The sequence below is a fragment of the Rhodococcus sp. RS1C4 genome, from assembly GCF_002258225.1.
Lineage (GTDB): Bacteria > Actinomycetota > Actinomycetes > Mycobacteriales > Mycobacteriaceae > Rhodococcoides > Rhodococcoides fascians_E.
In genome coordinates this window covers 184276-206638 of the sequence record NZ_NOXZ01000037.1, presented here as the reverse complement: position 1 = coordinate 206638, position 22363 = coordinate 184276, and the positions used below count along the sequence as shown (strand labels likewise).

The window sequence follows — 22363 nt, the reverse complement described above, 5'->3', positions numbered from 1 at the left end:
AGCGCTACCGACCCACCGCAGCACTGTCCATTTGTCGCCTCGATGGCCTCGAAGCGTTACCTCGGCCCCCGCTCGACGAGTACCGGAGGCCGAGATCGACTCGACCCCCGGCCTCCGTGCCGCGTCCTGCGAAGATACCCGCTGCCGCTACTTCTGTGCGGACAACTTGCGGTACTCGAACACCGTGTCGATGATTCCGTATTCCTTCGCCTGCTCGGCGGTCAGAATCTTGTCGCGGTCGGTGTCCTTGCGAATGACATCGGGGTCCTTGCCGGTGTGGCGTCCGAGCGTGGTCTCCATCAAGCGACGCATGCGCTCGATCTCGGCCGCCTGGATCTCGAGGTCGGACACCTGGCCCTGAATTCCACCGCTGGCCGGCTGGTGGATCAGAACGCGAGCGTTCGGGAGAGCTGCGCGCTTGCCCGGCGTTCCCGCTGCGAGCAGCACTGCTGCCGCGGAGGCGGCCTGACCGAGGCACACCGTCGCGACGTCGGCACGCACGTACTGCATCGTGTCGTAGATCGCCATCAGCGAGGTGAACGATCCACCGGGCGAGTTGATGTACATCGTGATGTCGCGGTCGGGGTCGAGGCCCTCGAGCACGAGCAGCTGAGCCATGATGTCGTTCGCGGACGCGTCGTCGACCTGAACGCCGAGGAAGATGATGCGTTCCTCGAACAGCTTGTTGTACGGGTTGGACTCCTTGACGCCGTAGCTGGAGTGCTCGACGAAGGACGGCAGGATGTACCGCGAGGACGGCATCTGAGTGGGATCGAACAAGTTGGTCATCGTTTCTCCAAGAAGTGAGGTTTCAAGGGACGGAGTTCGAAGGGCGATCTACTCGCCGACTCCGCCTGCCTGCCGTGCGCGCGAGACGACGTGGTCCACGAAGCCGTATTCCTTCGCTGCTGCGGCCGTGAACCAGCGGTCACGATCGGAGTCCTCGGTGATCTGCTCGACGGTCTGTCCGGTGTGCAGCGCGATCAGCTCCGCCATTTCGCGCTTGGTGTGAGCGAACTGCTCGGCCATGATCGCGATGTCGCTGGCACTACCACCGATACCGGCGGACGGCTGGTGCATCATGATCCGCGCGTGCGGGAGTGCGTAGCGCTTGCCCTTGGCGCCTGCCGACAACAGGAACTGACCCATCGACGCGGCGAGACCCATTCCGTAGGTGGCCACGTCGCACTCGGCGAATTCCATCGTGTCGAAGATCGCCATACCTGCGGTCACCGAACCACCGGGCGAGTTGATGTAGAGCGAGATGTCGCGTGTGGGGTCCTCCGCCGACAGCAGGAGGATCTGTGCGCAAAGCTTGTTCGCAATGTCATCGTCGACCTGAGTACCGAGGAAGATGATGCGATTCTGAAGCAGACGCTCGTACACCGAGTCGCTGAGATTCAGGCCGGAAGCGGCCGAAGTCATGACGGGACTCTGCTGGTGCGAAGCCGCCGGATTCTGAACAGTCACGGTACCTGCCTTTTCCATACTGATCGTTGGTTCCTGATACAGACACTAACGAAAGACGGCGGCCCCGGAGTCCCGGAACCGCCGTCGTTCGCTGTCAGCGTTACTTCTCTTGTTCACCCTCGGCAGAATCGCCTGCTGCAGGCTCTTCTGCGTCTGCGGGGCTACCGAAAAGCTCGGAGGTGTCGACCGAAGCACCGGTGGTGTCGGTGACGTTCACGCGGTCGACGACGGATGCGAGCGCCTTGCCGCGACGCACGTCGGCGAAGACTGCACCGAGCTGGTTGGCCTGCTGGACTTGCTGGATGAACTCTTCCGGCGAGATGCCGTAGCGCTGCGCCTGGAAGATGATCCGCTCGGTGAGCTCGTCCTGGCCGACCTGCGTGCCTTCCGCTTCGGCGATGGCATCGAGCAGCAGCTGGGTGCGAACCGACTTCTCGGCCGCTTCCTTGACGTCCTTGTCGAACTCCTCGCGACTCGAACCCTGCGACTCGAGCAGCTCGGCAAGCTTGGCCTCGTCGTGGTCGAGACCGTGAATGGCCTCGTGCACCTGGTTGTCGACCTCGGCCTTGACGACGGCCTCGGGAGCCGGGACCTCGACGGTCTCGAGAAGCGTCTCGAGAACCTTGTCGCGGATCTGACCGGCCTGCTCGACCTTCTTGACCCGCTCGACGCGCGTCTTCAGGTCGGCGAGGAGCTCGTCGAGAGTGTCGAATTCGCTGGCAAGCTGCGCGAACTCGTCGTCGGCCTCGGGAAGCTCGCGCTCCTTGACCGAGACCACCTTGACGGTGACGACTGCTTCCTTGCCCGCGTAGTCGCCCGCGACCAGCGTGGAGGTGAAGTCCTTGGACTCGTCGACCGACACACCGACGATGGCGTCGTCGAGGCCTTCGATGAGCTGACCCGAACCGACCTCGTGCGACAGGCCGTTGGCCGACGCCTCCTCCACGGTCTCGCCGTCGACGGTCGCGGAAAGATCGATGGACACGAAGTCACCGGACTGGACCGGGCGATCGACACCGGTGAGGGTGCCGAAGCGCTGACGCAGGGACTGGAGCTGCTCGTCGACTGCCTCGTCGGTGATCTCGAGCGGATCGACCTCGACCGAGATGGTCGAGTAGTCGGGCAGCGCAATCTCCGGACGAATGTCGACCTCGGCGGTGAACGTCAGCTCGTCGCCGTCCTCGATCTTGGTGATCTCGATGTCCGGCTGGCCGATGACCTTGATCTGCTCGGCGCTGACGGCCTCGGAGTACCGGGCGGGGAGAGCGTCGTTGACGACCTGCTCGAGCACTGCGCCACGACCGACCCGTGCTTCGAGAAGCTTGGCCGGAGCCTTGCCCGGACGGAATCCGGGGAGGCGGATCTGCTGGGCAAGTGCCTTGTAGGCGCGGTCGAAATCAGGCTTGAGCTCCTCGAAGGGCACCTCAACGTTGATACGGACTCGCGTCGGGCTGAGCTGCTCGACGGTGCTCTTCACGGGACATGCTCCTTCTGGTGGTCGTGCTGTGCTGTCGGTCCGATTCACCGTCACTCGCTGACATACCGCGACCAAGTGCGACGGCGAACCAGCGGCGAAGTGAACCACTCGGCGAAACCGGGCCCCTTCGAGGACCCGGTCTCATCTTTGTCGGGGTGACAGGAATTGAACCTGCGACCCTCCGCTCCCAAAGCGGATGCGCTACCAAGCTGCGCCACACCCCGTCTTACCGACGCTGTTCAAGCCGCCCGCCGATCAACTTACAGGCTCCATTGAACAGCAGACACCAGCGGTACCCGTGGGCGGGCCACCGCATCCGTCTCGACAGACTCTACATGCAGGCAATTTGTATTCTCGATCCGAGGTTATGTAGAGTTTCGAATCGCAAGCGGCGCCGATGGCGATCCCATCAACGTCGCATGCACGCCGATGTAGCTCAATGGTAGAGCCCCTGTCTTCCAAACAGGCTACGCGAGTTCGATTCTCGTCATCGGCTCCAGAAATAGCCCGCCGATCGCACTGCGATCGGCGGGCTTTTTCGTGTTCGCTCCCCTTCGCTGGAATGTCACCGACGGGCGCGCCGGCACCGAAATCTCTACAGCCGAACACCGTCGTACAGCGCCTCTGCCACCGACCGGTCGCCGACGACGTCGAGCACATTCAGCGGGCGCCTGCGCCACACTGCGAGCATCAGATTCTCTGCCGAACCGCGCAGGGCGACGTCGCCTTTGCGGTGCTCGTGCGTGACCGTCACCCGGTCACCGCCGAAGTCGAGGAACAGTTCCATGGCAGTGTCGTCGACGGTATGCAGATGGACGGTGCGGCCCGCGAGTTGTGGAAGTTGTTCCAGCGGAACCCTTGTCAGGAAGTCCTCGGCCCATTCGACTACTCCGTCGGCCGCGCTCTCGGGATCGAGTGGATCGGGCTCTGCTCCCCCACGGATGTGAATTCCGCTCTGCGCATCGAATCGATGCACGACGATTTCGTGCAACTGGCGCCGAATCCAGTAGTCGGCGGTGCCCGGGCCCGCCCACGTCGGGACGGCGCGATCGAGCGGCGCGTCGCGGTAGGCGTCGAGCGCGAGGGAGGCGGACTCGCGGTACTCGTCCACTACCCGAGGTCCGCGTTCGGGCTTCTCCACCGCAGCAAGCACATTCGCCATTCCGCCGTCGGCAGGCGCATCCAACGCGGACCTCGCCATTCGATGGACGAACGTGACGTGTCGAATCAACTTCTCGACGGTCCAGTCCGGCATGGTCGGGACGTCGGCGCAGACGTCGTCCAGCGACACCGCCCCCATCCTCGAGCATTCGAGTTCCAGCACTTCCAACTGACGTTCGGGGGTCATATTCTCGATCGAAGCACGTCGGACGGTACGCCCGCGCATCGATCGGCACGCGTATCGTGAAAAGTGTCCGATTTGTCCTGAGGCGGTCGGGCACGTGCCTGAAAGATTCCCACAAGGAAGCGGTAACAGTGGAAGCTCTCTTACTCGTCGTCGTCATCGTCGCAGCAGTCGTGTTCCTGGTCGTCCGCAGTCAGAAGAACGCGGCGGCGAAGTCGGCCAGCACACTGGAGGACGCCAAGGCAGATGCTCGCCAGTCCATCGAGCGGCTCGGCGGGCAGGTCTACAACCTGATCGGCAGCGACACCGCGTCCAAGCAGGCACTCGCCGACGCGTCGGAGCGCAACATCGCGGCCGGATCGCAGATCGACCAGGCCAAGACGGTCGAGCAGGCACGGCTGGCCAAGCAGACTGCGCTGGAAGGTCTGTACTACATCCGCGCGGCGCGGATCGCGATGGGCATGGACCCCGGTCCGGAAATTCAGGGCATCGACGGCCAGAAGTCCGCGGGGCAGGTCACCGAGGACCGCAAGGTCGAGTTCGAGGGCCGCAACGTCGAGGCCTCGCCCAATCCGTCGGACCGCACGCCCAACTACTACCCCGGCGGCAAGGTCGCCGGCCGTCCTGTGCCGGCCGGCTGGTACTCCGAGCCGTGGTGGCGCCCCGCCCTCGTCGCGGGCGCCTGGGGCGTCGGATCGATGTTCCTGTTCTCGGCGATGTTCTCGGGAATGGCAGGAGTCGGCTACGGCGAACAGGAGTTCGCGAGCGGAGCCGGTGACGGTTCGGAAGGCGGCGGCGCCGACAACGGCGAGTTCGGCGACTCGGGTGACGCCGGTGGCGAGGAGTACGGCGCCATGGACGGCGGCGGCGACTCGTTCGGTGGAGATTCGTTCGGCGGGGACGGCGGCGGAATGTTCGACGGCGGGTTCGACTTCTGACGTCCCGGCTCGCTCGCCCTACCGTCTAGCTCGCCTGACCGTCTAGCTCGCCTGACAGACAGGGCACCAGAACAGATTTCGCGCCTGCATCACCGAATGCAGAATCTCGGCTCCACAGATTCGACACGGACGCCCCGCCCTGCGATACACGTAGGTGCGGGGTCGTTTCGGAGCGTAACCGGAATCTCCGTGGTCGTCCTCTGGTCGGATCGTGATGATCCTGCCGCGTCGTACACCGATCTTCATCAGGTCGACCAGGTCCAACCAGATCGCGTCCCATTCACTTCGATCCACGTCCTTACCCGGACGCATCGGGTTGATCTCGTGCCGGTACAGGATCTCCGCTCGGTACACGTTGCCGACTCCGGCGAGGACCTTCTGATCCATCAGAAGTGTGCCGATCGGCGTCCTCGATCTGGAGATGCGATCCCACGCTCGATCGGGATCGGCGTCCTTCCGGATCGGATCCGGACCGAGTCGACTCAGCAGAGCGTCGACCTGCTGCTCCGTATAGATTTCACAGGCTGTCGGCCCGCGCAGATCGGTACCGAAAGCCTCGCCCACCATCCTCAATCGAACGGCACCGACCGGTTCCTTCATCGGCAGCGTCTGATCGGTGAACTTTCCGTACAGACCGAGGTGGATGTGCACGATCAGGTCCGACTCGTAGCGATGCAGCAAGTGCTTGCCCCAGGCCTCGGCCCTCACGAGCACCAGGCCGTCGACCAACGCGGCCCCCGAGGTGAACCGCCCTTGCGGGCTGCTCACCTCGACGGGCGCGCCGGCGAATTTACGCTGATGCAGCCGCGCGAGGCGGTGCAGCGTATGCCCTTCGGGCATCGATCAGGAGCCGTCGAACTTCTGTCCGCCCGGGACGTCGGGTGCGTCGCCGCTCCGCTCGTACTCCGACAGAATGTCGATACGACGCTGGTGCCGCTCCTCGCCGGAGAACGGGGTTCCGAGGAAGGCATCGACTATCGCGAGAGCCTCCGGAAGGGTGTGCATGCGTCCGCCTATACCGATCAGCTGAGCATCGTTGTGCTCGCGCGCGAGCTGCGCGGTCTCGACGCTCCACGCGAGTGCGCACCGGGCACCGGGGACCTTGTTGGCCGCGATCTGCTCGCCGTTGCCGGAGCCTCCGAGGACGAGGCCGCGGCTACCTGGATCGGCGACGACCCGTCGTGCCGCGTCGATGCAGAAGGCCGGGTAGTCGTCGACGGCGTCGTATTCGAAAGCGCCGCAGTCGACGGGCTCGTGCCCGGTCGCGGTGAGGTGTTCGATGATCTGGTTCTTGAATTCGAGGCCGGCATGGTCCGCACCCAGGTATACGCGCATGCATAGAGTCTGACAGGTGGGATTTCAGGGACGAAAAACGGTCGCCGGAGTCGACGGCGCCAAAGGCAAGTGGGTTGTGGCACTGTTCGACGGCCAGGATCTGCAGATGTCCGTCGAGCCCGACGTGCAGGCGGTGCTGGTCGCCACACGTCGGTGCGACGTCGTCGGGGTCGACATGCCGTTGTCGTTGCCCGAGAGCGGGTACCGGGCCAGTGAGCTGGAAGCGAAGAGTTTTCTCGGGCGGGCGCGATCGTCGATCTTCCACACACCGGTACGCGCTGTTCTCGACACGACGACCTACGAGGATGCGTGCGCAGTGTCCAGACGAATCACCGGAAAGGCGATCAGCAAACAGACCTGGTATCTGATGTCCTCGGTCCGGCAGTGGCAGGACGTGTCCTTCGACCCCGAACGGGTGGTGGAAGTGCACCCGGAATGCTCGTTTCGGCACATGGCACCGGATACGTCGTTCATGTCGAAGAAGTCCGCGCGTGGCGTCGGCCAGCGTCTGAGCGCACTGTCCACGTGGCTGGATCCGGTGTCCGTACACGACGCCATGGCATCACTGCCGGTCGAGCCCGCAGCCGACGACGCGCTCGACGCCGCCGCGGCTGCCTGGTCCGCGTGGCGTTTCAGCCGTGGGAAGCACCGATACTTCGGCACGTCCGACGGCGTCGATCGCATCGTCGCCTGACCCGCTGTGAGCGAAAATGCATGTCCTGAACTCGAGCAGTAAGTCCTGACCTACATTTCCGCTCACCTGGGGTCAGTCGAACTCGGGGTCTTCGTGACGGGTGCGCTTGAGCTCGAAGAAGTGCGGATACGACGCGAAGATGACCGAGGCATCCCACAACTTTCCGGCTTCCTCGCCGCGCGGGATGCGGGAGAGGACGGGCCCGAAGAACGCGACACCGTTGACGTGAATCGTGGGCGTTCCGACGTCGGGACCGACCTTGTCCATGCCCGCGTGGTGGCTGGTGCGCAGCGCTTCGTCGTACTCGGTGCTGTCGGCTGCCTTCGCCAACTCAGCAGGCAGACCCAGTTCCGCGAGGGACTGCTCGATCACCTCGGGGAAATTCTTGTTGCCTCCGTTGTGGATACGGGTACCGAGTGCCGTGTAGAGCGGCGACAGGATTTCGTCGCCCTTCTCCTGGGCCGCGGCGATGGCGACTCGCACGGGTCCCCATGCCGTCTTCATCATCTCGGCGTACTGCTCGGGGAGGTCGCGGCCCTCGTTGAGGACTGCGAGCGACATGACGTGGAAGTTGACGTCGATGTCGCGGACCTTCTCGACCTCCAGAATCCACCGCGACGTGATCCAACACCATGGGCACAGGGGGTCGAACCAGAAATCGGCGGTGTCCTTCTGTCCGCTGCCGCTCACGTGAAGCTCCTTCGTGTCGAGATACGAGTGGGTGTCGACCGAGAACAACCCAGGATGCGGCAGAACAATTCCGCGCCGCGTCCCTACGCAAGCATGCCCGACCCGCGCCGTGATGGGATGGTGTCATCACACGATCCCTACTCGAGAAGGTGCATGACTGACGTGGTTGCTCCCAACCTGACACGCGATCAAGCTGCCGCACGGTCGACCGTGCTCGGCAATTCCACCTATTCGATCGTCCTGGACCTCACCGACGGGTCCGGCAATCCCAGCGAGAAGACGTTCCTGTCGACGACGACCATTGCGTTCGCGGCACAGGCGGGCGCATCGACGTTCGTCGACATCGTCGCCGACGGCATCAGATCCGCCACTCTGAACGGGGTGGACCTCGACGTTTCGGGCTACGACGAGGAGACGGGGATAGCGCTCGACGACCTCGCCGAGGACAACGAACTCGTCGTCGTCGCAGACTGTGTCTATTCCCACACCGGTGAGGGTCTGCACCGGTTCGTCGACCCGTCCGACGGCTCGGTGTATCTCTACTCTCAGTTCGAGACGGCGGATGCCAAGCGGATGTTCGCCTGCTTCGACCAGCCGGATCTGAAGGCGACATTCGATCTGAAGGTCACCGCTCCGGACAGCTGGAAGGTCATCTCCAACGCTGCGCATGCCGCGGAACCCGCTGCGGGAGAACACGTTTTCGACACCACCCCACTGATGAGCACGTATCTGGTGGCGCTGATCGCCGGCCCGTACGCGGAGTGGACGGATTCCTACACCGACGAGCACGGCACCATCCCGCTCGGAATCTACTGCCGCGCATCGCTTGCCGAGCACATGGATCACGAGAGGTTGTTCACCGAGACCAAGCAGGGATTCGGTTTCTACCACGCCAACTTCGGCACCCCCTACGCGTTCGGCAAGTACGATCAGTTGTTCGTGCCCGAGTTCAACGCGGGCGCAATGGAGAACGCGGGCGCCGTCACCTTCCTGGAGGACTACGTCTTCCGCTCCAAGGTCACCCGGTACTCCTACGAACGCCGCGCCGAAACGGTTCTGCACGAGATGGCGCACATGTGGTTCGGCGACCTCGTGACGATGACGTGGTGGGACGACCTGTGGCTCAACGAGTCGTTCGCGACGTTCGCATCGGTCCTGTGCCAGTCCGAGGCCACCGAGTACACCAACGCATGGACCACGTTCGCCAACGTCGAGAAGTCGTGGGCCTACCGGCAGGATCAGCTGCCGTCGACACACCCCATCGCAGCCGACATTCCCGATCTGGCCGCGGTCGAGGTCAACTTCGACGGCATCACGTACGCCAAGGGTGCGAGCGTTCTGAAGCAACTCGTCGCCTATGTCGGCAAGGAGGATTTCCTCGCCGGCCTGCGTGCGTACTTCGTCGACCACGCCTTCGGCAACGCCACGTTCTCCGACCTCCTCACCGCACTGGAGCGGTCGTCCGGTCGGGACCTGTCGGATTGGGGCAGCCAATGGCTCCGCACGACCGGACTCAACACCCTGAGCCCTGACTTCGACGTCGACGCAGACGGCAAGTTCACCCGCTTCGCGGTGAAGCAGAGCGGCGCAGCACCCGGCGCAGGCGAGCATCGAGTGCACCGGATCGCAATCGGCATCTACGACGACGGAGACGACGGCAAGCTGGTGCGTACCGAGCGTGTCGAGATCGACCTGGAGGCGTCGGACAGCACCGACGTTCCGTCACTGGTGGGTGTGTCGCGGGGCAAGCTGGTTCTCGTCAACGACGACGACCTCACCTACTGCGCCGTGCGTCTCGATCCGGAGTCTCTCGACGTTCTGCTCGCCCGTATCGGCGACATCGCGGAATCACTCCCCCGCACCCTTGCGTGGTCGGCCGCGTGGGAGATGACTCGCCAGGCCGAGATGCGTGCACGCGATTTCGTCGCGCTCGTTCAGCGCGGTATCGGTGCGGAGACGGAGGTCGGCGTCGTGCAGCGTCTGCTCCTCCAGGCGCAGACGGCCATCACGAGCTACGCCGAGCCGCAGTGGGCGCAGGAGCACGGTCAGCCCGAGTTCGCGGACACGCTCCTCGAGCTCGCGCGCGCCGCCGACGCAGGCTCGGACCACCAGCTGGCGTTCGTCAACTCGCTGACCGGTTCGGCCTTGTCCGACAGGCATGTCGCGGTGTTGCGCGGCCTCCTGGACGGCGACGTCGACGGCCAGGAGCTCGGCGGTCTCGAGGTGGATACCGACCTGCGTTGGCGTCTGGTGTCGGCGCTCGCTGCAGCAGGTGCGATCGACAGCCACGGCATCGAGTCGCCCGAGATCGACGCCGAGGCCGCCCGCGACAACACTGCGGCCGGAGCTCGTTCGGCAGCCGCTGCGCGTGCCGTTCGGCCGAGCAGCGAGGTCAAGGAACATGCATGGACGACGGTCGTCGACGACGATTCCGTCCCCAACATCACCGCGCGATCGATCATCGGTGGGTTCGCCGGACCGGGACAGGGCGAGCTCCTCGAGCCGTACGTGTCGCGGTACTTCGACTCGATCGAGGGCGTGTGGTCGAGGCGGTCCAGCGAGGTCGCGCAGACCGTGGTGGTCGGGCTGTACCCCTCCTGGTCGATCAGTGCGGACTCGGTCGCGGCTGCGGATGCGTTCCTGGAGAAGGATCTGCCTCCCGCGCTGCGGCGTCTGGTGATCGAGGGACGCGCGGGCATCGTGCGCTCGCTCGCGGCCCGCGAGTTCGACGTGACGTAAGCACCGCGCTGGAAACAGGAAGAAGGCGCCGCCCGCGGTTTCGGGCGGCGCCTTCTTCGTGTCGATTCGATACGGCTACGGGCTCACGATGGCGGCGGCCATGACACGAACCGCGCTGACCAGTCCGTCGATGAGGTTGCCGTCACGGAACGGCCCCGTTGCGGCAGTGATGCCGAGCTGCGCCACCCGGTCGGTCGCGCGATCCGAGACACGGCGTCCGGTGCGGATCTCGATGCCCTTGTGGTTCGGGTCCACGGCGATCAGCACGGAACGAATTGCGTCCGGTGTTCCGGGGAAGACCGCGTCTGCACCTGCGGCGACGTCCTCACCCAGGTCTCCGAGGTAGACGTTGAAGCGAATCTGCGTCGCCCGGGTCGCCTCGGTCAGTGCGACGTCGAGGGACACGAGGTCCTGCGTGGCGAACGGAAGGTGCGCCGGGCTGGCCGTTCCGAACTCGTGAGCACCCGACACGCGTCCGCTGGACGTCAGAGCCGAGCCGTAGGGCAGGTCCTCCGCGTCGATGTCACTCTTGACCAGTTCACCACTTGCCACTTGCCGACCCTCCGATCGAATCTGCAGCGGATGCATGCGAATCGCCGTGGCCGCCACCGTGCGGTGTCACCTCGTCGGTCGCGCTCCACAGAATTGGTTCACGTGTCCATTCGTCGGTCAACCGGTACGGGGTGATGTCCAGACCCGGCTGCCTTTCCCCCACGTAGGACAACGCTCCGATGATTCCGATGATCGCAGCCGGAATCACCCCGAAGATCAGGATCGTCTCGAGAATGCTCACAGGGTGTGAGATTAGTCGACTTTTCACCCCGAAGCGACAGCGGGGCCGGTCGGATCGATTCGAGACCGGCCGCTACGCCGCGCCCTCACCCAGGTACGCCAACCAGGACGGATCGAGTTCCTTGTTGCTGGCGAGCAAACGCCAGTGCGGCCCCTTCGGTGGAACGAGTTGCGCGCGCAGAGTCCATCCCAGCTCACTGAGCATTTTGTCTGCTTTGCGATGGTTGCACGAGGCGCAGCACGCAACGCAGTTCTCCCACGAGTGCTCGCCCCCACGACTCCGCGGGATGACGTGGTCCACGGTTTCCGCTTTGGCGCCGCAGTACGCGCACCGGAAACGATCTCTGTGCATCAGCGCAGCCCTCGTCATCGGCACGCGAGCCCGGTACGGCACTCGAACGAACGTCCTCAGACGAATAACCGAGGGCACTTGAACGGAGAAGTCGGCGGATCGAATGTATGGACCGGAGGGGTCGTCGTGGACGACGTCGGCCTTGTTGCACACAAGCAGTACCACTGCGCGACGCATCGGCAGCGCAGTCAAGGGCTCGAAAGTGGCGTTCAGAAGCAGCACTCGGCGCTTGACCCAGGCAGGAACCATGTTGTCGCTGGGAGACACCGTCTCGCCAGGAGAAACGACATGTAGTGGAGACGCCCCCGATATCCGTTCCCGCTGGTCTGCGGTGTCATGGACATCGATGGGCGGGAGTTGTCGGTGTCGGTGTTGCTTGTTCTTCACTTCGGTTCTCCCAAAAGCGTCGGCGTCCGCGCATGGCTTGCGCGGAACACGTGTCACAGTGGAACACGAAAACGCCGGGTCTGCACACCCCTTTTCCGGATCGCGGTGATGACCGATCGGTGAACTCACAGCCAACGAGCAGGTCCGCTACCAGCACGGTGGCGAGAATCCGCGCCTTCCGTAGACTCTGCAAGTGTCTGTATTCGAATCGAACTCATCGACCTACCTGACGGGCTCGTCTCTCGACACACGTGCCTTCGAACTGACCGAAACCGGTCGAGACTGGCTGGTGGACAGACCTTTACAGGTTCTCGGCTACCTTGCGCTCGCGGTGGTCCTCCGACTCGTACTGCACAAACTGATCGACCGTTTCACCAGTCGCAGCGGATCGGCGTCGGACAAGGCGCCTGCGCTTCTTCGACCACTGCGCGAGCGTGCACCGTCGACGCTGCAGAGCTCGATCCTCTCCGAACGCCGTCGCCAACGCGCCAAGACCATCGGCTCGGTCCTCAAGTCCGGCGTGTCCGTCGTCATTCTGACGTGGTTCGTACTGTCTGTGCTCGACGTGGTCGGAGTGAACGTCACCCCGTTCATCGCCTCCGCGGGCATCGTCGGAGTGGCGCTCGGCTTCGGTGCGCAGAATCTCGTCCGCGACTTCCTCTCCGGAATCTTCATGCTGCTCGAAGACCAGTACGGCGTCGGTGATGTCGTCGATCTCGGCGAAGCAGTGGGCACGGTCGAAAGCGTCGGACTGCGCGTGACGACGATCCGCGACGTCAACGGCACCGTCTGGTACTGCCGCAACGGCGAGGTCCTTCGCGTGGGCAACATGAGTCAAGGTTTCGCGGTGGCGGTTCTCGACCTGCCCGTCGCGCACACTGCCAATCTCGACGAGGCCTGCGAGGTGGCCGAGAAGGCGACGCTCGACGTCGTCGAATCGGGAGCGTTCGCGGAGGATTTGCTCGGGGATCCCGAGATGCTCGGCGTCAACGCCGTAAGCGCCGACACGGTCACCATCCGCATCACCGTCAAGACCAGGCCCGGGATGCAGTGGGCGGTGCAGCGACGGCTCCACCGCGAGATTCTCCAGGCCTTCGACGACGCCGGAATTCAGGCCCCGTACCCGCAAGGCCGACCGGCCGGCGCGATCGTCGACCTGGCAAAGTAGGCACCACCCGGCCGCACCCCGCCCGACCTCGAACGACTGGAGAGAAGCACCGATGACCGAACCGCAACAGACCTTCTACGACGCGGTCGGTGGTGCGGACACGTTCTACAAGCTGACGGCCAAGTTCTACGAGGAAGTGGCGAAGGACGACGTCGTGCGACCGCTCTACCCCGAGGAAGACCTGGGGCCTGCGGAGCGACGCATGCGAATGTTTCTCGAACAGTACTGGGGAGGACCGCGCACCTACTCGGACGAACGCGGGCACCCTCGCCTCCGCATGCGGCACTCGCCGTTCCACATCGGCCCGATCGAACGGGACGCATGGCTGCGGTGCATGCACAGTGCCATCGCGTCGATAGACGATTCCGTCCTCGACGCCACGCACCGGGCACAGTTGGTCGACTACATGGAGATGGCAGCCAACTCCATGGTCAACTCGTCGTTCTAGGAACCGGTCCTCACAGACGAGGCGCAGATCCCTCGCGCTGCGCGGTCGTCGGCTGGGCGGCGCTGCGCCCGAGTCCCTTCGCCCGTCGGAGTGCGCCACGCACGTTGCCGGCGAACTTCAGGGCGAGCAGGAGCGAGCCGGGAAGATGCTGGCGAAGAATTGCGTGCTTGCGGACGTAGTCCTGGACGTGCCACTCGGACCAGGTGCCGGCGCGGAACAGCGCCGCATCGCCGGCCACCAGCGTGCGTTCAGGATGGTCGTCGGACGAGACCGTCACCGAGCCGTCCATGATGTGCACGATCTCGTCGACCGAGAAGTACCAGCGGAAGCGACCGGCCGTGCAGTCCCACACGTTGGTGGTGGTCGTCCCGTCGATGCTGCGTGACCACTCGGCCACGCGGGCGCGGGGTTCGCCCTCGAGGATCCAGTCCGGATCGATGGGACTGTCCTGCAGAAGCACTTCACTCAAACGGACTGCTTCGATCGACTGCTCGGCCATGTGATTCCTCGTGCTCCTCGTTCCGGTTCGACGGGTACGGTACCTCATCAATCGGACAAAGCGGCTGTTTTCGGGAGAGAAACCGGGGAAACGGTATGCCTTCCTGAGCGTCGCTCGCACGTCCGCCCGGGCGTGAGCCCGCATCTTGGCCGGGCGTGAGCCCGCATCTTGGCCGGTCGTGAGCCCCCAGCCTTACGAGGTGACGAAGATCAACCCGGTCCCTGATCGAGGTCGAGCGTCCGCGTTTGGCAGACTTGACCGTTGTGACCGATCGACTCGAACCTCAGCCCGAACCGTGGTGGAAGGACGCGATCTTCTATCAGATCTACCCGCGTTCGTTCGCCGATTCCAACGGCGACGGCGTCGGTGATCTCGGCGGCGTTCGGGACAAGCTCGGCTACCTCGAACTACTCGGAATCGACGCGATCTGGCTGAGCCCGATCATGAAGTCACCGATGGCGGACCACGGGTACGACGTGTCCGACCCGAGAGTGATCGACCCCCTGTTCGGTGACCTCGCGGTGATGGATTCGCTGATCGAAGAGGCACACGCGCGCGACATCAAGGTCACCATGGACCTGGTGCCCAACCACACGAGCGACCGACATCCGTGGTTCGTCGCAGCGCTCGACTCGGCTCCCGGAAGTCCGGAACGAGCCCGCTACATCTTCCGCGACGGCAAGGGACCCGACGGCTCCGAGCCGCCGAACAACTGGCCGAGTATCTTCGGCGGCCCCGCATGGACCCGCATTCGCGAAGCCGACGGAACGCCGGGACAGTGGTATCTGCACATCTTCGCGGCCGAACAACCCGATCTCGACTGGACCAACCCCGAGGTTTTCGAGGACTTGGCCACGACGCTGCGCTTCTGGTTGGACCGGGGAGTCGACGGCTTCCGGATCGACGTCGCACACGGAATGGCCAAGCCCGAAGGCCTTCCGAACATGAGCCTGGAAACGAACGAGCTCATGAAGAACGACGACACCGATCCACGGTTCAACAATCCGGCCGTGCACGAGATACACCGTGGTATCCGAAAGATCATGGACGAATACCCGGGCTCGACGACGGTCGGTGAAATCTGGGTGCAGGACAACGTCAGGTTCAGTGAGTACATTCGCCCCGACGAGCTGCACCTCGGCTTCAACTTCCGCCTGGCCGAAGCCGAGTTCGACGCAGCAGCCATTCGAAACGCAGTGTCCAACTCGTTGGACGCGGTGGCCCTCGTCGACGGCACCCCGACGTGGACGCTGTCCAACCACGACGTCGTCCGCGAAGTCACTCGCTACGGCGGAGGCGCCCGCGGCACAGCCCGCGCCAGGGCGATGATTCTGCTCGAATTGGCGCTGCCAGGAACGGTGTTCGTCTACAACGGCGCCGAACTGGGCCTTCCCAACGTCGACCTGCCCGACGAATCCTTGCAGGACCCGGTGTGGGAGCGCTCCGGCCACACCGAGCGTGGCCGAGACGGATGCCGTGTTCCCCTCCCGTGGGAAGGAACCGAGCCGCCGTTCGCGTTCAGTTCGTCCCCGGCGACCTGGCTGCCGATGCCCACGGAATGGTCGTCGCTCACGGTGGAAGAACAGCTCGAAGACGTCGACTCCATGCTGAGCCTGTACCGGTCGGCCTTCGAACTCCGCGCACTGCGGCCGGAATTCGCCGGAACCGGAGTGGATTGGTACGGCAGCCCACCCGGATGCCTTGCGTTCCGACGACCGGGCGGGCTGATCTGCGCCCTCAACGCGACCGACGTTCCGATCCCCCTCCCGCCGGGCGAGGTCCTGATGTCCAGCGCGCCTCTCGTCGACGGGCAACTTCCCGCCGACGCCGCAGCGTGGTTGGTCTAGAGCCGTTTCAGCGCTCCACCGTGAGGGAGAGCGCGTTCTCTCGGCGGCAGAAGACCGAGCCGTAGCGCGCGTCGAGGCGTAGCCACACCTTGGTGGCGCGCACGCGCACGATCTCGTTCGAGTCGATGCGCGCGAGGTCGACGTCGGCCTTGAGCGGGTCCTCCCCCGTGTGCGGCACGAAACCCATTGCCGTGAGGGCGAATACCGTTCTCATCGTGACCGACACTCCGCCCGCGGCACCGTCGACGTGCAGGACCTGCTGATCGAGCAGCGACACCGGCGGACCGTGGCTGCTCCCGTGCTCCTTCGCCAGCGCAGCACCGCGCTGAGCGAGGTCGATCAAGACCCGAGCAGGTACGTCGTCGACATGCTCGAATCCCTGGTCGGGAGGCAACGCGCCCTTCCATGCCGAATCCATCGAGAAGCCCGGGTCGACTCTGCCGTCGACGGCCGACCCGAGAGCCGCGATCAGCTGATCGGCTGCCGCCGAGGTGTCGTCCGGAACGATCGATCCGGCGACGACCCGCACGGCGAGCGCGTCGAAACCCGTCGATGCCCAGGCCGACAGCCGCCCGTCGGTACGCGTCCTCAAGCGCACCACCGCAGCTTCGTCGAGGCGCAGCGCCTTGCCGAGGAACGCAGTCAGATTCTCCCGTTCGACCGGGTCCGGAATGGTGAGTACACGCTCAAACACGCTGCCAGCCCTCGAGATACTCGCGCTCTTCAGCGGTGAGGCGTCGCAGCTTCTGAGTGTCGATGTCGAATGCTGCAATCTGAGTCGACGCGATGATGGCCGCCGGAGTGTCCAGCGACGCACCGTTGGCGCGCACCTCGTAACCGGCCACGAAATCCACGGCCCGCACCTTGTCGATCCACATGAAGACGTCCAGGGGGCCGTCCTCGTGTCGAAGCTGACCGCGGTACTTCACGTGCAGATCCGCGATGACCGCGCCGTGCCGCAGGTTCGCCGTCGGTCGTCCGTCGACGAGAAGCCACGGTATCCGCGCCTCCTCCAGCAACGTCACCATGCGGGCATGGTTGATGTGCTGGTACACGTCCATGTCCGACCAGCGAACATCCACGCTGGTATGAAAACCGATGCGTTCCTCCGGCTCTCGATGGTCGGACAGATGGTCGGCGGGCACACTCACAGCAGTCGTCCTTCTTTCGTCGATGGCACGCTACGGGCAGAAAATGCTACGGAACCATACTGCGCACCTGCCGCGCAGCGACGGACAGTGTAGCGAGGTCGAGGGTTCCCGAGTCCGAGATCTCGCGGAGCGCAGCGCGAGCACGTGCGAGGCGGGACGAGTTGGTCGATTCCCACTCCGCGATTTTCTCCGAGGCACTTTCGTGCGGTTCGCCGCCCAGGAGAACTTCTTTGGTGATCGCCCGTAGGGAGGAGTACAGGTCGTCGCGAAGCGCCAACCGCGCCAACGAATGCCAGCGATCCCCTCGGGCAAGTCCGGACACCGATGTCAGCAACCAGTCGATGCCGATGTGCGCGTCCAGTGCGAAGTACAGCTCGGCGACTTCGGCGGGGTCGTGTTCGGTGATGTCCGCGACGTCGATGATGTCGAGCAGACTGTAGTTGTCCAGCAGTCGATACACCGCGGACGCGAGCTCCCTCGGAGCACCACGTTCGACGGCTGCCTGCACGCGGGCCTCGACGTCGCGTGCCTGATAGGTGTCGATGTACTCGCCGACGACGGCACTCAGGGATGCGACTTTGCCTGCGTACCGGCTGATCTCGGCGCCGACGGCAAGGGGTTGCGGTCGATTGGTCAACAACCACCGGGCGACGCGGTCGAGTACCCGTCGGGATTCGAGCAACAACTCGTCGGACGACGCCGTCGGCATACCCGCCGTCCGGATGTCGTTCCACAGCTCGTCCAAACCGAAGATCGCCGTCGCAGCCGCGAACGCACGCACGGCGTCGGTGCCCGTTGCGCCTGCGTCCTCGGCGAGTCGGTAGACGAAGGTGATGCCGCCCCGATCGACGGTCTCGTTGGTCAGCGTGGTCGCCACCAACTGCCTACGCAGTGGGTGCGAGGTGATCTCGTTCGCGTAGGGCTCGCGAAGAACGTCCGGGAAGTACTTCGGCAGCCGCGAGGCGAACACGTCGCTGTCCGGCAGTTCGCTGGCCAACAGATCACTTTCCAGGCTCAGCTTCACGTGAGCCATCAACGTCGCGAGCTCAGGGGAGGTAAGTCCGCGGCCCTCCGACTTCCGCGTGCGGATCTCCTGTTCGCTGGGCAACGCTTCGAGTTCGCGGTCGAGCCCTCGTCGTTCCTCCAGGTCCTCGATCACCCGTCGGTGCACGGTGAGCAACGACGGCGCGTCGAACCGAGAGGTCCCCAGCAGTTCGTTCTGCATGAAGTTGTCCCACAGCACCAGTCGGCCGACCTCGTCCGTCATCGACGCGAGGAGTTCGTCGCGATCGTCTCGGTCCAGCACACCGTCGGAGATAGCCGACTCGAGGAGGATCTTGATGTTGACCTCGTGATCGGAGCAGTCGACGCCCGCCGAGTTGTCCACGGCGTCGGTGTTGATCCGTCCGCCTGCGAGGTCGTACTCGATGCGTCCGAGCGCCGTCGCACCGAGGTTTCCGCCCTCGCCGACGACCGTGGCCCGAACCTCGTTGCCGTTCACCCTGACAGCGTCGTTCGATTTGTCGCCGACGTCGGAGTTCGATTCGGTGGACGCCTTGATGTAGGTACCGATTCCGCCGTTCCACAGCAGGTCGGCTGGAGCAGTGAGGATGGCACGAACCAGCTCCGGGGGCGACAACGACGTCACGGTGTCCCCCAGCCCCAACGCCGCGCGCGCCTCGGGGCTGATCGGAACGGATTTCACGGTCTTGTCCCACACTCCGCCGCCCCGCGAGATCAATGCCGAATCGTAGTCCGCCCAGGAGGAACGAGGGAGTCCGAACAGACGCTCACGTTCGGCGAACGACGCCGCCCTGTCCGGGTTCGGATCGAGGAAGATGTGCCGGTGGTCGAACGCCGCCAACAGCCCGATGTGGCGGCTGAGCAGCATTCCGTTTCCGAACACGTCGCCGCTCATGTCGCCGACGCCGACGACGGTGAAGTCCTCGGTTTGAGTGTCGACGCCGATTTCACGGAAGTGCCGCTTGACGCTCTCCCACGCACCCTTCGCCGTGATTCCCATCGCCTTGTGGTCGTACCCTGCCGAGCCGCCGGACGCGAAAGCGTCGCCGAGCCAGAAGTCGTACTCGGCGGCAACGGAATTGGCGAGGTCGGAGAACGTCGCAGTTCCCTTGTCCGCGGCGACGACGAGGTAGGTGTCGTCGCGGTCTCGGCGTACGACGCGGTCGGGTGGGATCACCGATCCGCTTGCACGGTCGAGGTTGTCGGTGACGTCCAGTAGCCCGGCGATGAACAACCGGTAGCAGGATTTGCCTTCGTCCAGCGCCGCAGTCCGATCAGCGGCAGCATCCCCGGTGGTCGCGGGCGGACGCTTGACGACGAATCCGCCCTTCGCGCCCACCGGAACGATGACCGCATTCTTGACCATCTGAGCTTTGGCGAGTCCAAGGATTTCGGTGCGGAAATCCTCGCGACGGTCCGACCAGCGCAACCCGCCTCGGGCGACGGCTCCGAACCGAAGGTGAACACCTTCGACGCGAGGGGAATAGACGAAGATCTCGAATGTGGGCTTGGGCTTGGGCAGTTCCGCGATCTTCTGCGGATCGAACTTGATCGAGAGGAACTCGCGCCGAGTGCCGTGCGCATCCACCACGTAGAAGTTGGTGCGCAACGTCGCGCGGACCAGCTCGAAGATCGATCGCAGAATCCGGTCCGCGTCGAGGCTGATGACCTCGTCGATCAAGGACTGGAGCTCGTCGCTCAGTTCCTCGGAACGGGATTCCGACGCCCGCTCGGGGTCGAACTGCGCCTCGAAGAGCCCGACCAGGAGTCGTGCGGTCCGCGGGTGCGACAGCAGGACACCCTCGATGTTGAACTGACTGTACGGAAAATTGGCCTGGCGCAGATATTTCGCGTACGCCCGAAGGATCATCGCTTGACGCCAGTCGAGGGCCGCCCGCATGACCAGTTCGTTGAACCTGTCGGCCTCCGCCCGACCCTCCCACACGGCCGTGAAGGCATCGGTGAAGCGCAGCTGGACCCTCGATTCGCGATCGGTCGCACCGGCACCCTGCAACTCCGAATCGAGATCGCCGTCGATCGCCGCGTTCAACATCTCGCGCGATGCGGACACCCCGAAATCGTATATCCAACACTGCAATCCGTCGGGACGGACCACCGGATAAGGACGCTCGTCGTCGACCTCGACACCGAGGCTCTGCAGCACGGGCAGCACCTGGCTGAGCGATACTCCCCTGCCTCCGATGTAGAGACTGAACCGCCAGCTACCGACCTCGGAGTCGGCGTTTCGGTAGAGCTGCATGTCGATGGCGCCGTCGGACAGGGCTTCGAAACGAACGATGTCGAAGACTGCACGCTCGGGCCGGAAGTCCTGCTTGTAGGCCTCGGGCAACGCGTCCGCGTAGCGCGAGGCAACGACGGTATCCGCCGAGTCGATACGCGAGACCGCCTCCGACAGCGCGTCTTCCCAGGTTCGGATGGTCTCGGTGAGCAGAGCTTCGATCCGGTCGACGTTGTCCCGCGAGAGATCGAGCGCGGACGCCTGCTCGTCGTCCCGGCGGACCGTGACGTGCAGCAGTGCCAGGTCGGATTCCGTGACGCGGGCGGTGTAGTCGATACCGGACCCGGCCAACTCGTCGAGCAGGCACTTCTGCACCGCCAGTCGCACCCGTGTGGTGTAGCGATCACGCGGCAGGTACACCAGCGCGGACACGAACGATCCGCCCGCGTCTTCGCGCAGGAACACCTTCACCTTGCGCCGACGTCCCAGGGCAAGTACGGCCGTCGCCGTTTCGTACAGGGAATGCGCATCGGTGGCGAACAGCTCCGACCGCGGCATGGACTGGAGAACTTCCAGCATCGCCTGGCCCGAGAACGATTGCAGGTCGTACCCGGCGCGATCGACAGCGGAACGGACGCGCCGCTCGATCACCGGGATGTCGAGAACGTTCTCGTGCAACGCGGTCACGGTGAACACACCGACGAAGCGATGTTCCCCCAGCTCCGGATTCGACGGGTCGAACAGCGTCACGAAGTAGGGATAGACGGCACGGTGCACCGTCGCTGGGCTGGAACCCTGAACGAGGGTGACGATGTCGCTACGATCATCCAAAGAGCTTGTATCGGAAGCGATTCGGTGATCGTCCCGCAACACACCCAAACCACTGTCCGCGACCGGTACCGCGGTCAGGGATCCGTCGGAGGATTTCTCGGCCGAGTAGCGACGGTAACCGAGCAACGTGTAGTGACCGTCGGCGAGCCAACGCAGCAGGCCGGCGGCATCTCGCTGCTGAACAGCGGAAGAGTCCGTGGAATCGGCGGCGGCGGCCTCGAATGCGTCCGCGATCTCGCTCTGCACGCGGCGCATCCCGTCGGTGTCCGCGATGACCTCGCGGACATCGGTCAAGACCGCGGCCACAGCGCCTTCCACCGTGTCCGCGACGTCGTCGGGCACCGCGGGATTGAGTTGCAGATGCATCCAGGATTCGCGGATCGTCCCGTCCGAACCGGGCCCGTTGCTCGATCCGGCGGACAGCAACCTGTCGTCGCCGTCGCGTGTGACGTCGAGGATGGGATGGACGACGTCGCTGACCTCGACTCCGATCCGAGACAGCTGCGACACCACGGACTCGACGAGCAGCGGCATGTCGTCGGTGACGATCTGCAGTGCGAGCCCTACCGCACCCGACGTCCCGTCGGAGTTGTCGGCACCGGGGCGATACAGGCGGATGTTCGCGGTCCCCGCGGTACGCCGCGCAGCGAGTAGCACGTGACGCCGGAACATCGTTCGTTCGGCCTGCTCGATCGATCCGTCCTGATCGGCCGAGTCGACGTGCGCGAAGTACGCCGCCTTCACCTGCGACAGGGATGTGACCAACTCCCCCGGCAGTTCGCTCGTCCAGTCGATGTCCGTCGTACCCGCCGAGTTCGGCATGTGTTGAACCACTCCCTTGTGAGGACCTTCTTCGTCGTAACGACGAGCCTATAGGGGAAGGCGTCACTCGATGGGCGTGTGGTCCGGCCTGTTTCGCGTACTCGTCGGTAGGCGAA

General features: G+C 64.5%; 20 protein-coding genes and 2 tRNA genes. 7 read left to right on the top strand and 15 right to left on the bottom strand.

The window, feature by feature from the left end:
* Nucleotides 1–147: 147 nt before the first annotated feature.
* From CH289_RS19690 to CH289_RS19675, 4 genes are all read right to left on the bottom strand, one after another.
* Nucleotides 148–789 carry an ATP-dependent Clp protease proteolytic subunit gene (locus CH289_RS19690; protein ID WP_019664749.1) on the bottom strand — a complete coding sequence of 214 codons (642 nt, stop codon included), beginning with the start codon at nucleotides 787–789 and terminating at the stop codon, nucleotides 148–150.
* Between the two features lie 48 nt (nucleotides 790–837).
* Nucleotides 838–1488 (bottom strand): ATP-dependent Clp protease proteolytic subunit, encoded by a 651-nt coding sequence (locus CH289_RS19685; RefSeq protein ID WP_019664750.1) that lies wholly within the window; start codon nucleotides 1486–1488, stop codon nucleotides 838–840.
* Nucleotides 1489–1570: 82 nt separating this feature from the next.
* On the bottom strand, nucleotides 1571–2947 hold the full coding sequence (gene tig, locus CH289_RS19680) for a trigger factor (protein ID WP_019664751.1): 1377 nt from the start codon (nucleotides 2945–2947) through the stop codon (nucleotides 1571–1573).
* Nucleotides 2948–3097: 150 nt separating this feature from the next.
* Nucleotides 3098–3171: transfer RNA gene (locus tag CH289_RS19675), tRNA-Pro, on the bottom strand.
* Between the two features lie 201 nt (nucleotides 3172–3372).
* Here CH289_RS19675 and CH289_RS19670 point away from each other — a divergent pair.
* Nucleotides 3373–3446, top strand: a tRNA-Gly gene (locus CH289_RS19670).
* Between the two features lie 96 nt (nucleotides 3447–3542).
* Here CH289_RS19670 and CH289_RS19665 read toward each other — a convergent pair.
* Complete coding sequence (locus CH289_RS19665) at nucleotides 3543–4295, bottom strand: maleylpyruvate isomerase family mycothiol-dependent enzyme (protein WP_094728389.1); 753 nt, start codon at nucleotides 4293–4295, stop codon at nucleotides 3543–3545.
* A 128-nt stretch (nucleotides 4296–4423) separates the two neighbouring features.
* Between CH289_RS19665 and CH289_RS19660 the strand changes: the two genes are divergently transcribed.
* Nucleotides 4424–5230: a hypothetical protein gene (locus CH289_RS19660; RefSeq protein WP_020111680.1), complete on the top strand. Its 807-nt coding sequence runs from the start codon at nucleotides 4424–4426 to the stop codon at nucleotides 5228–5230.
* A 42-nt stretch (nucleotides 5231–5272) separates the two neighbouring features.
* Here the strand turns inward: CH289_RS19660 and CH289_RS19655 are convergent, their stop codons facing one another.
* Both CH289_RS19655 and CH289_RS19650 read right to left on the bottom strand, forming a co-directional pair.
* Nucleotides 5273–6070 carry an Fpg/Nei family DNA glycosylase gene (locus CH289_RS19655; RefSeq protein ID WP_020111681.1) on the bottom strand — a complete coding sequence of 266 codons (798 nt, stop codon included), beginning with the start codon at nucleotides 6068–6070 and terminating at the stop codon, nucleotides 5273–5275.
* A gap of 3 nt (nucleotides 6071–6073) precedes the next feature.
* On the bottom strand, nucleotides 6074–6565 hold the full coding sequence (locus CH289_RS19650; RefSeq protein ID WP_019664755.1) for a ribose-5-phosphate isomerase: 492 nt from the start codon (nucleotides 6563–6565) through the stop codon (nucleotides 6074–6076).
* 16 nt (nucleotides 6566–6581) lie between these two features.
* Here CH289_RS19650 and CH289_RS19645 point away from each other — a divergent pair, with 16 nt between their 5' ends.
* Complete coding sequence (locus CH289_RS19645; protein WP_080733905.1) at nucleotides 6582–7259, top strand: DUF429 domain-containing protein; 678 nt, start codon at nucleotides 6582–6584, stop codon at nucleotides 7257–7259.
* A gap of 72 nt (nucleotides 7260–7331) precedes the next feature.
* On the opposite strand, the gene CH289_RS19640 is transcribed toward CH289_RS19645, so the two are convergent.
* Entirely contained in the window at nucleotides 7332–7949 is a 618-nt protein-coding gene (locus CH289_RS19640) for a mycothiol-dependent nitroreductase Rv2466c family protein (protein WP_026347738.1), read from the bottom strand.
* A gap of 162 nt (nucleotides 7950–8111) precedes the next feature.
* Between CH289_RS19640 and pepN the strand changes: the two genes are divergently transcribed.
* Complete coding sequence (gene pepN, locus CH289_RS19635; protein WP_094728431.1) at nucleotides 8112–10688, top strand: aminopeptidase N; 2577 nt, start codon at nucleotides 8112–8114, stop codon at nucleotides 10686–10688.
* A gap of 75 nt (nucleotides 10689–10763) precedes the next feature.
* Here pepN and CH289_RS19630 read toward each other — a convergent pair whose 3' ends face one another.
* The 3 genes from CH289_RS19630 to CH289_RS19620 all read right to left on the bottom strand — a co-directional run bounded on the left by CH289_RS19630 (nucleotide 10764) and on the right by CH289_RS19620 (nucleotide 12081).
* Complete coding sequence (locus CH289_RS19630; protein WP_019664759.1) at nucleotides 10764–11240, bottom strand: DUF5130 family protein; 477 nt, start codon at nucleotides 11238–11240, stop codon at nucleotides 10764–10766.
* Nucleotides 11227–11481 carry an aa3-type cytochrome oxidase subunit CtaJ gene (ctaJ, locus tag CH289_RS19625; protein ID WP_019664760.1) on the bottom strand — a complete coding sequence of 85 codons (255 nt, stop codon included), beginning with the start codon at nucleotides 11479–11481 and terminating at the stop codon, nucleotides 11227–11229. The genes CH289_RS19630 and ctaJ overlap by 14 nt, the downstream gene beginning before the upstream one ends.
* A 72-nt stretch (nucleotides 11482–11553) precedes the next feature.
* Nucleotides 11554–12081: an HNH endonuclease gene (locus CH289_RS19620; RefSeq protein ID WP_020111685.1), complete on the bottom strand. Its 528-nt coding sequence runs from the start codon at nucleotides 12079–12081 to the stop codon at nucleotides 11554–11556.
* A gap of 331 nt (nucleotides 12082–12412) precedes the next feature.
* Here CH289_RS19620 and CH289_RS19615 point away from each other — a divergent pair, with 331 nt between their 5' ends.
* Nucleotides 12413–13387 (top strand): mechanosensitive ion channel family protein, encoded by a 975-nt coding sequence (locus CH289_RS19615; RefSeq protein WP_020111686.1) that lies wholly within the window; start codon nucleotides 12413–12415, stop codon nucleotides 13385–13387.
* A 52-nt stretch (nucleotides 13388–13439) separates the two neighbouring features.
* A complete protein-coding gene (locus CH289_RS19610) occupies nucleotides 13440–13835 on the top strand; it encodes a globin (RefSeq protein ID WP_019664763.1) in 396 nt (131 codons plus the stop codon).
* 10 nt (nucleotides 13836–13845) lie between these two features.
* Here CH289_RS19610 and CH289_RS19605 read toward each other — a convergent pair whose 3' ends face one another.
* Nucleotides 13846–14334 (bottom strand): cupin domain-containing protein, encoded by a 489-nt coding sequence (locus tag CH289_RS19605; protein WP_019664764.1) that lies wholly within the window; start codon nucleotides 14332–14334, stop codon nucleotides 13846–13848.
* A 263-nt stretch (nucleotides 14335–14597) separates the two neighbouring features.
* Here CH289_RS19605 and CH289_RS19600 point away from each other — a divergent pair, with 263 nt between their 5' ends.
* Nucleotides 14598–16181 (top strand): glycoside hydrolase family 13 protein, encoded by a 1584-nt coding sequence (locus tag CH289_RS19600; RefSeq protein WP_020111687.1) that lies wholly within the window; start codon nucleotides 14598–14600, stop codon nucleotides 16179–16181.
* Between the two features lie 7 nt (nucleotides 16182–16188).
* On the opposite strand, the gene CH289_RS19595 is transcribed toward CH289_RS19600, so the two are convergent.
* The 3 genes from CH289_RS19595 to CH289_RS19585 are packed head-to-tail and all read right to left on the bottom strand — an operon-like array spanning nucleotide 16189 to nucleotide 22247.
* Nucleotides 16189–16875 (bottom strand): hypothetical protein, encoded by a 687-nt coding sequence (locus CH289_RS19595; protein ID WP_020111688.1) that lies wholly within the window; start codon nucleotides 16873–16875, stop codon nucleotides 16189–16191.
* The gene (locus CH289_RS19590) at nucleotides 16868–17332 is read right to left on the bottom strand and encodes an acyl-CoA thioesterase (RefSeq protein ID WP_020111689.1); all 465 of its coding nucleotides are present in this window, start codon (nucleotides 17330–17332) and stop codon (nucleotides 16868–16870) included. Before CH289_RS19590 ends, CH289_RS19595 begins: the two co-directional genes overlap by 8 nt.
* 46 nt (nucleotides 17333–17378) lie before the next feature.
* Nucleotides 17379–22247, bottom strand: coding sequence for an NAD-glutamate dehydrogenase (locus CH289_RS19585; protein WP_020111690.1), 4869 nt, complete (start codon nucleotides 22245–22247; stop codon nucleotides 17379–17381).
* Nucleotides 22248–22363: the final 116 nt, after the last annotated feature.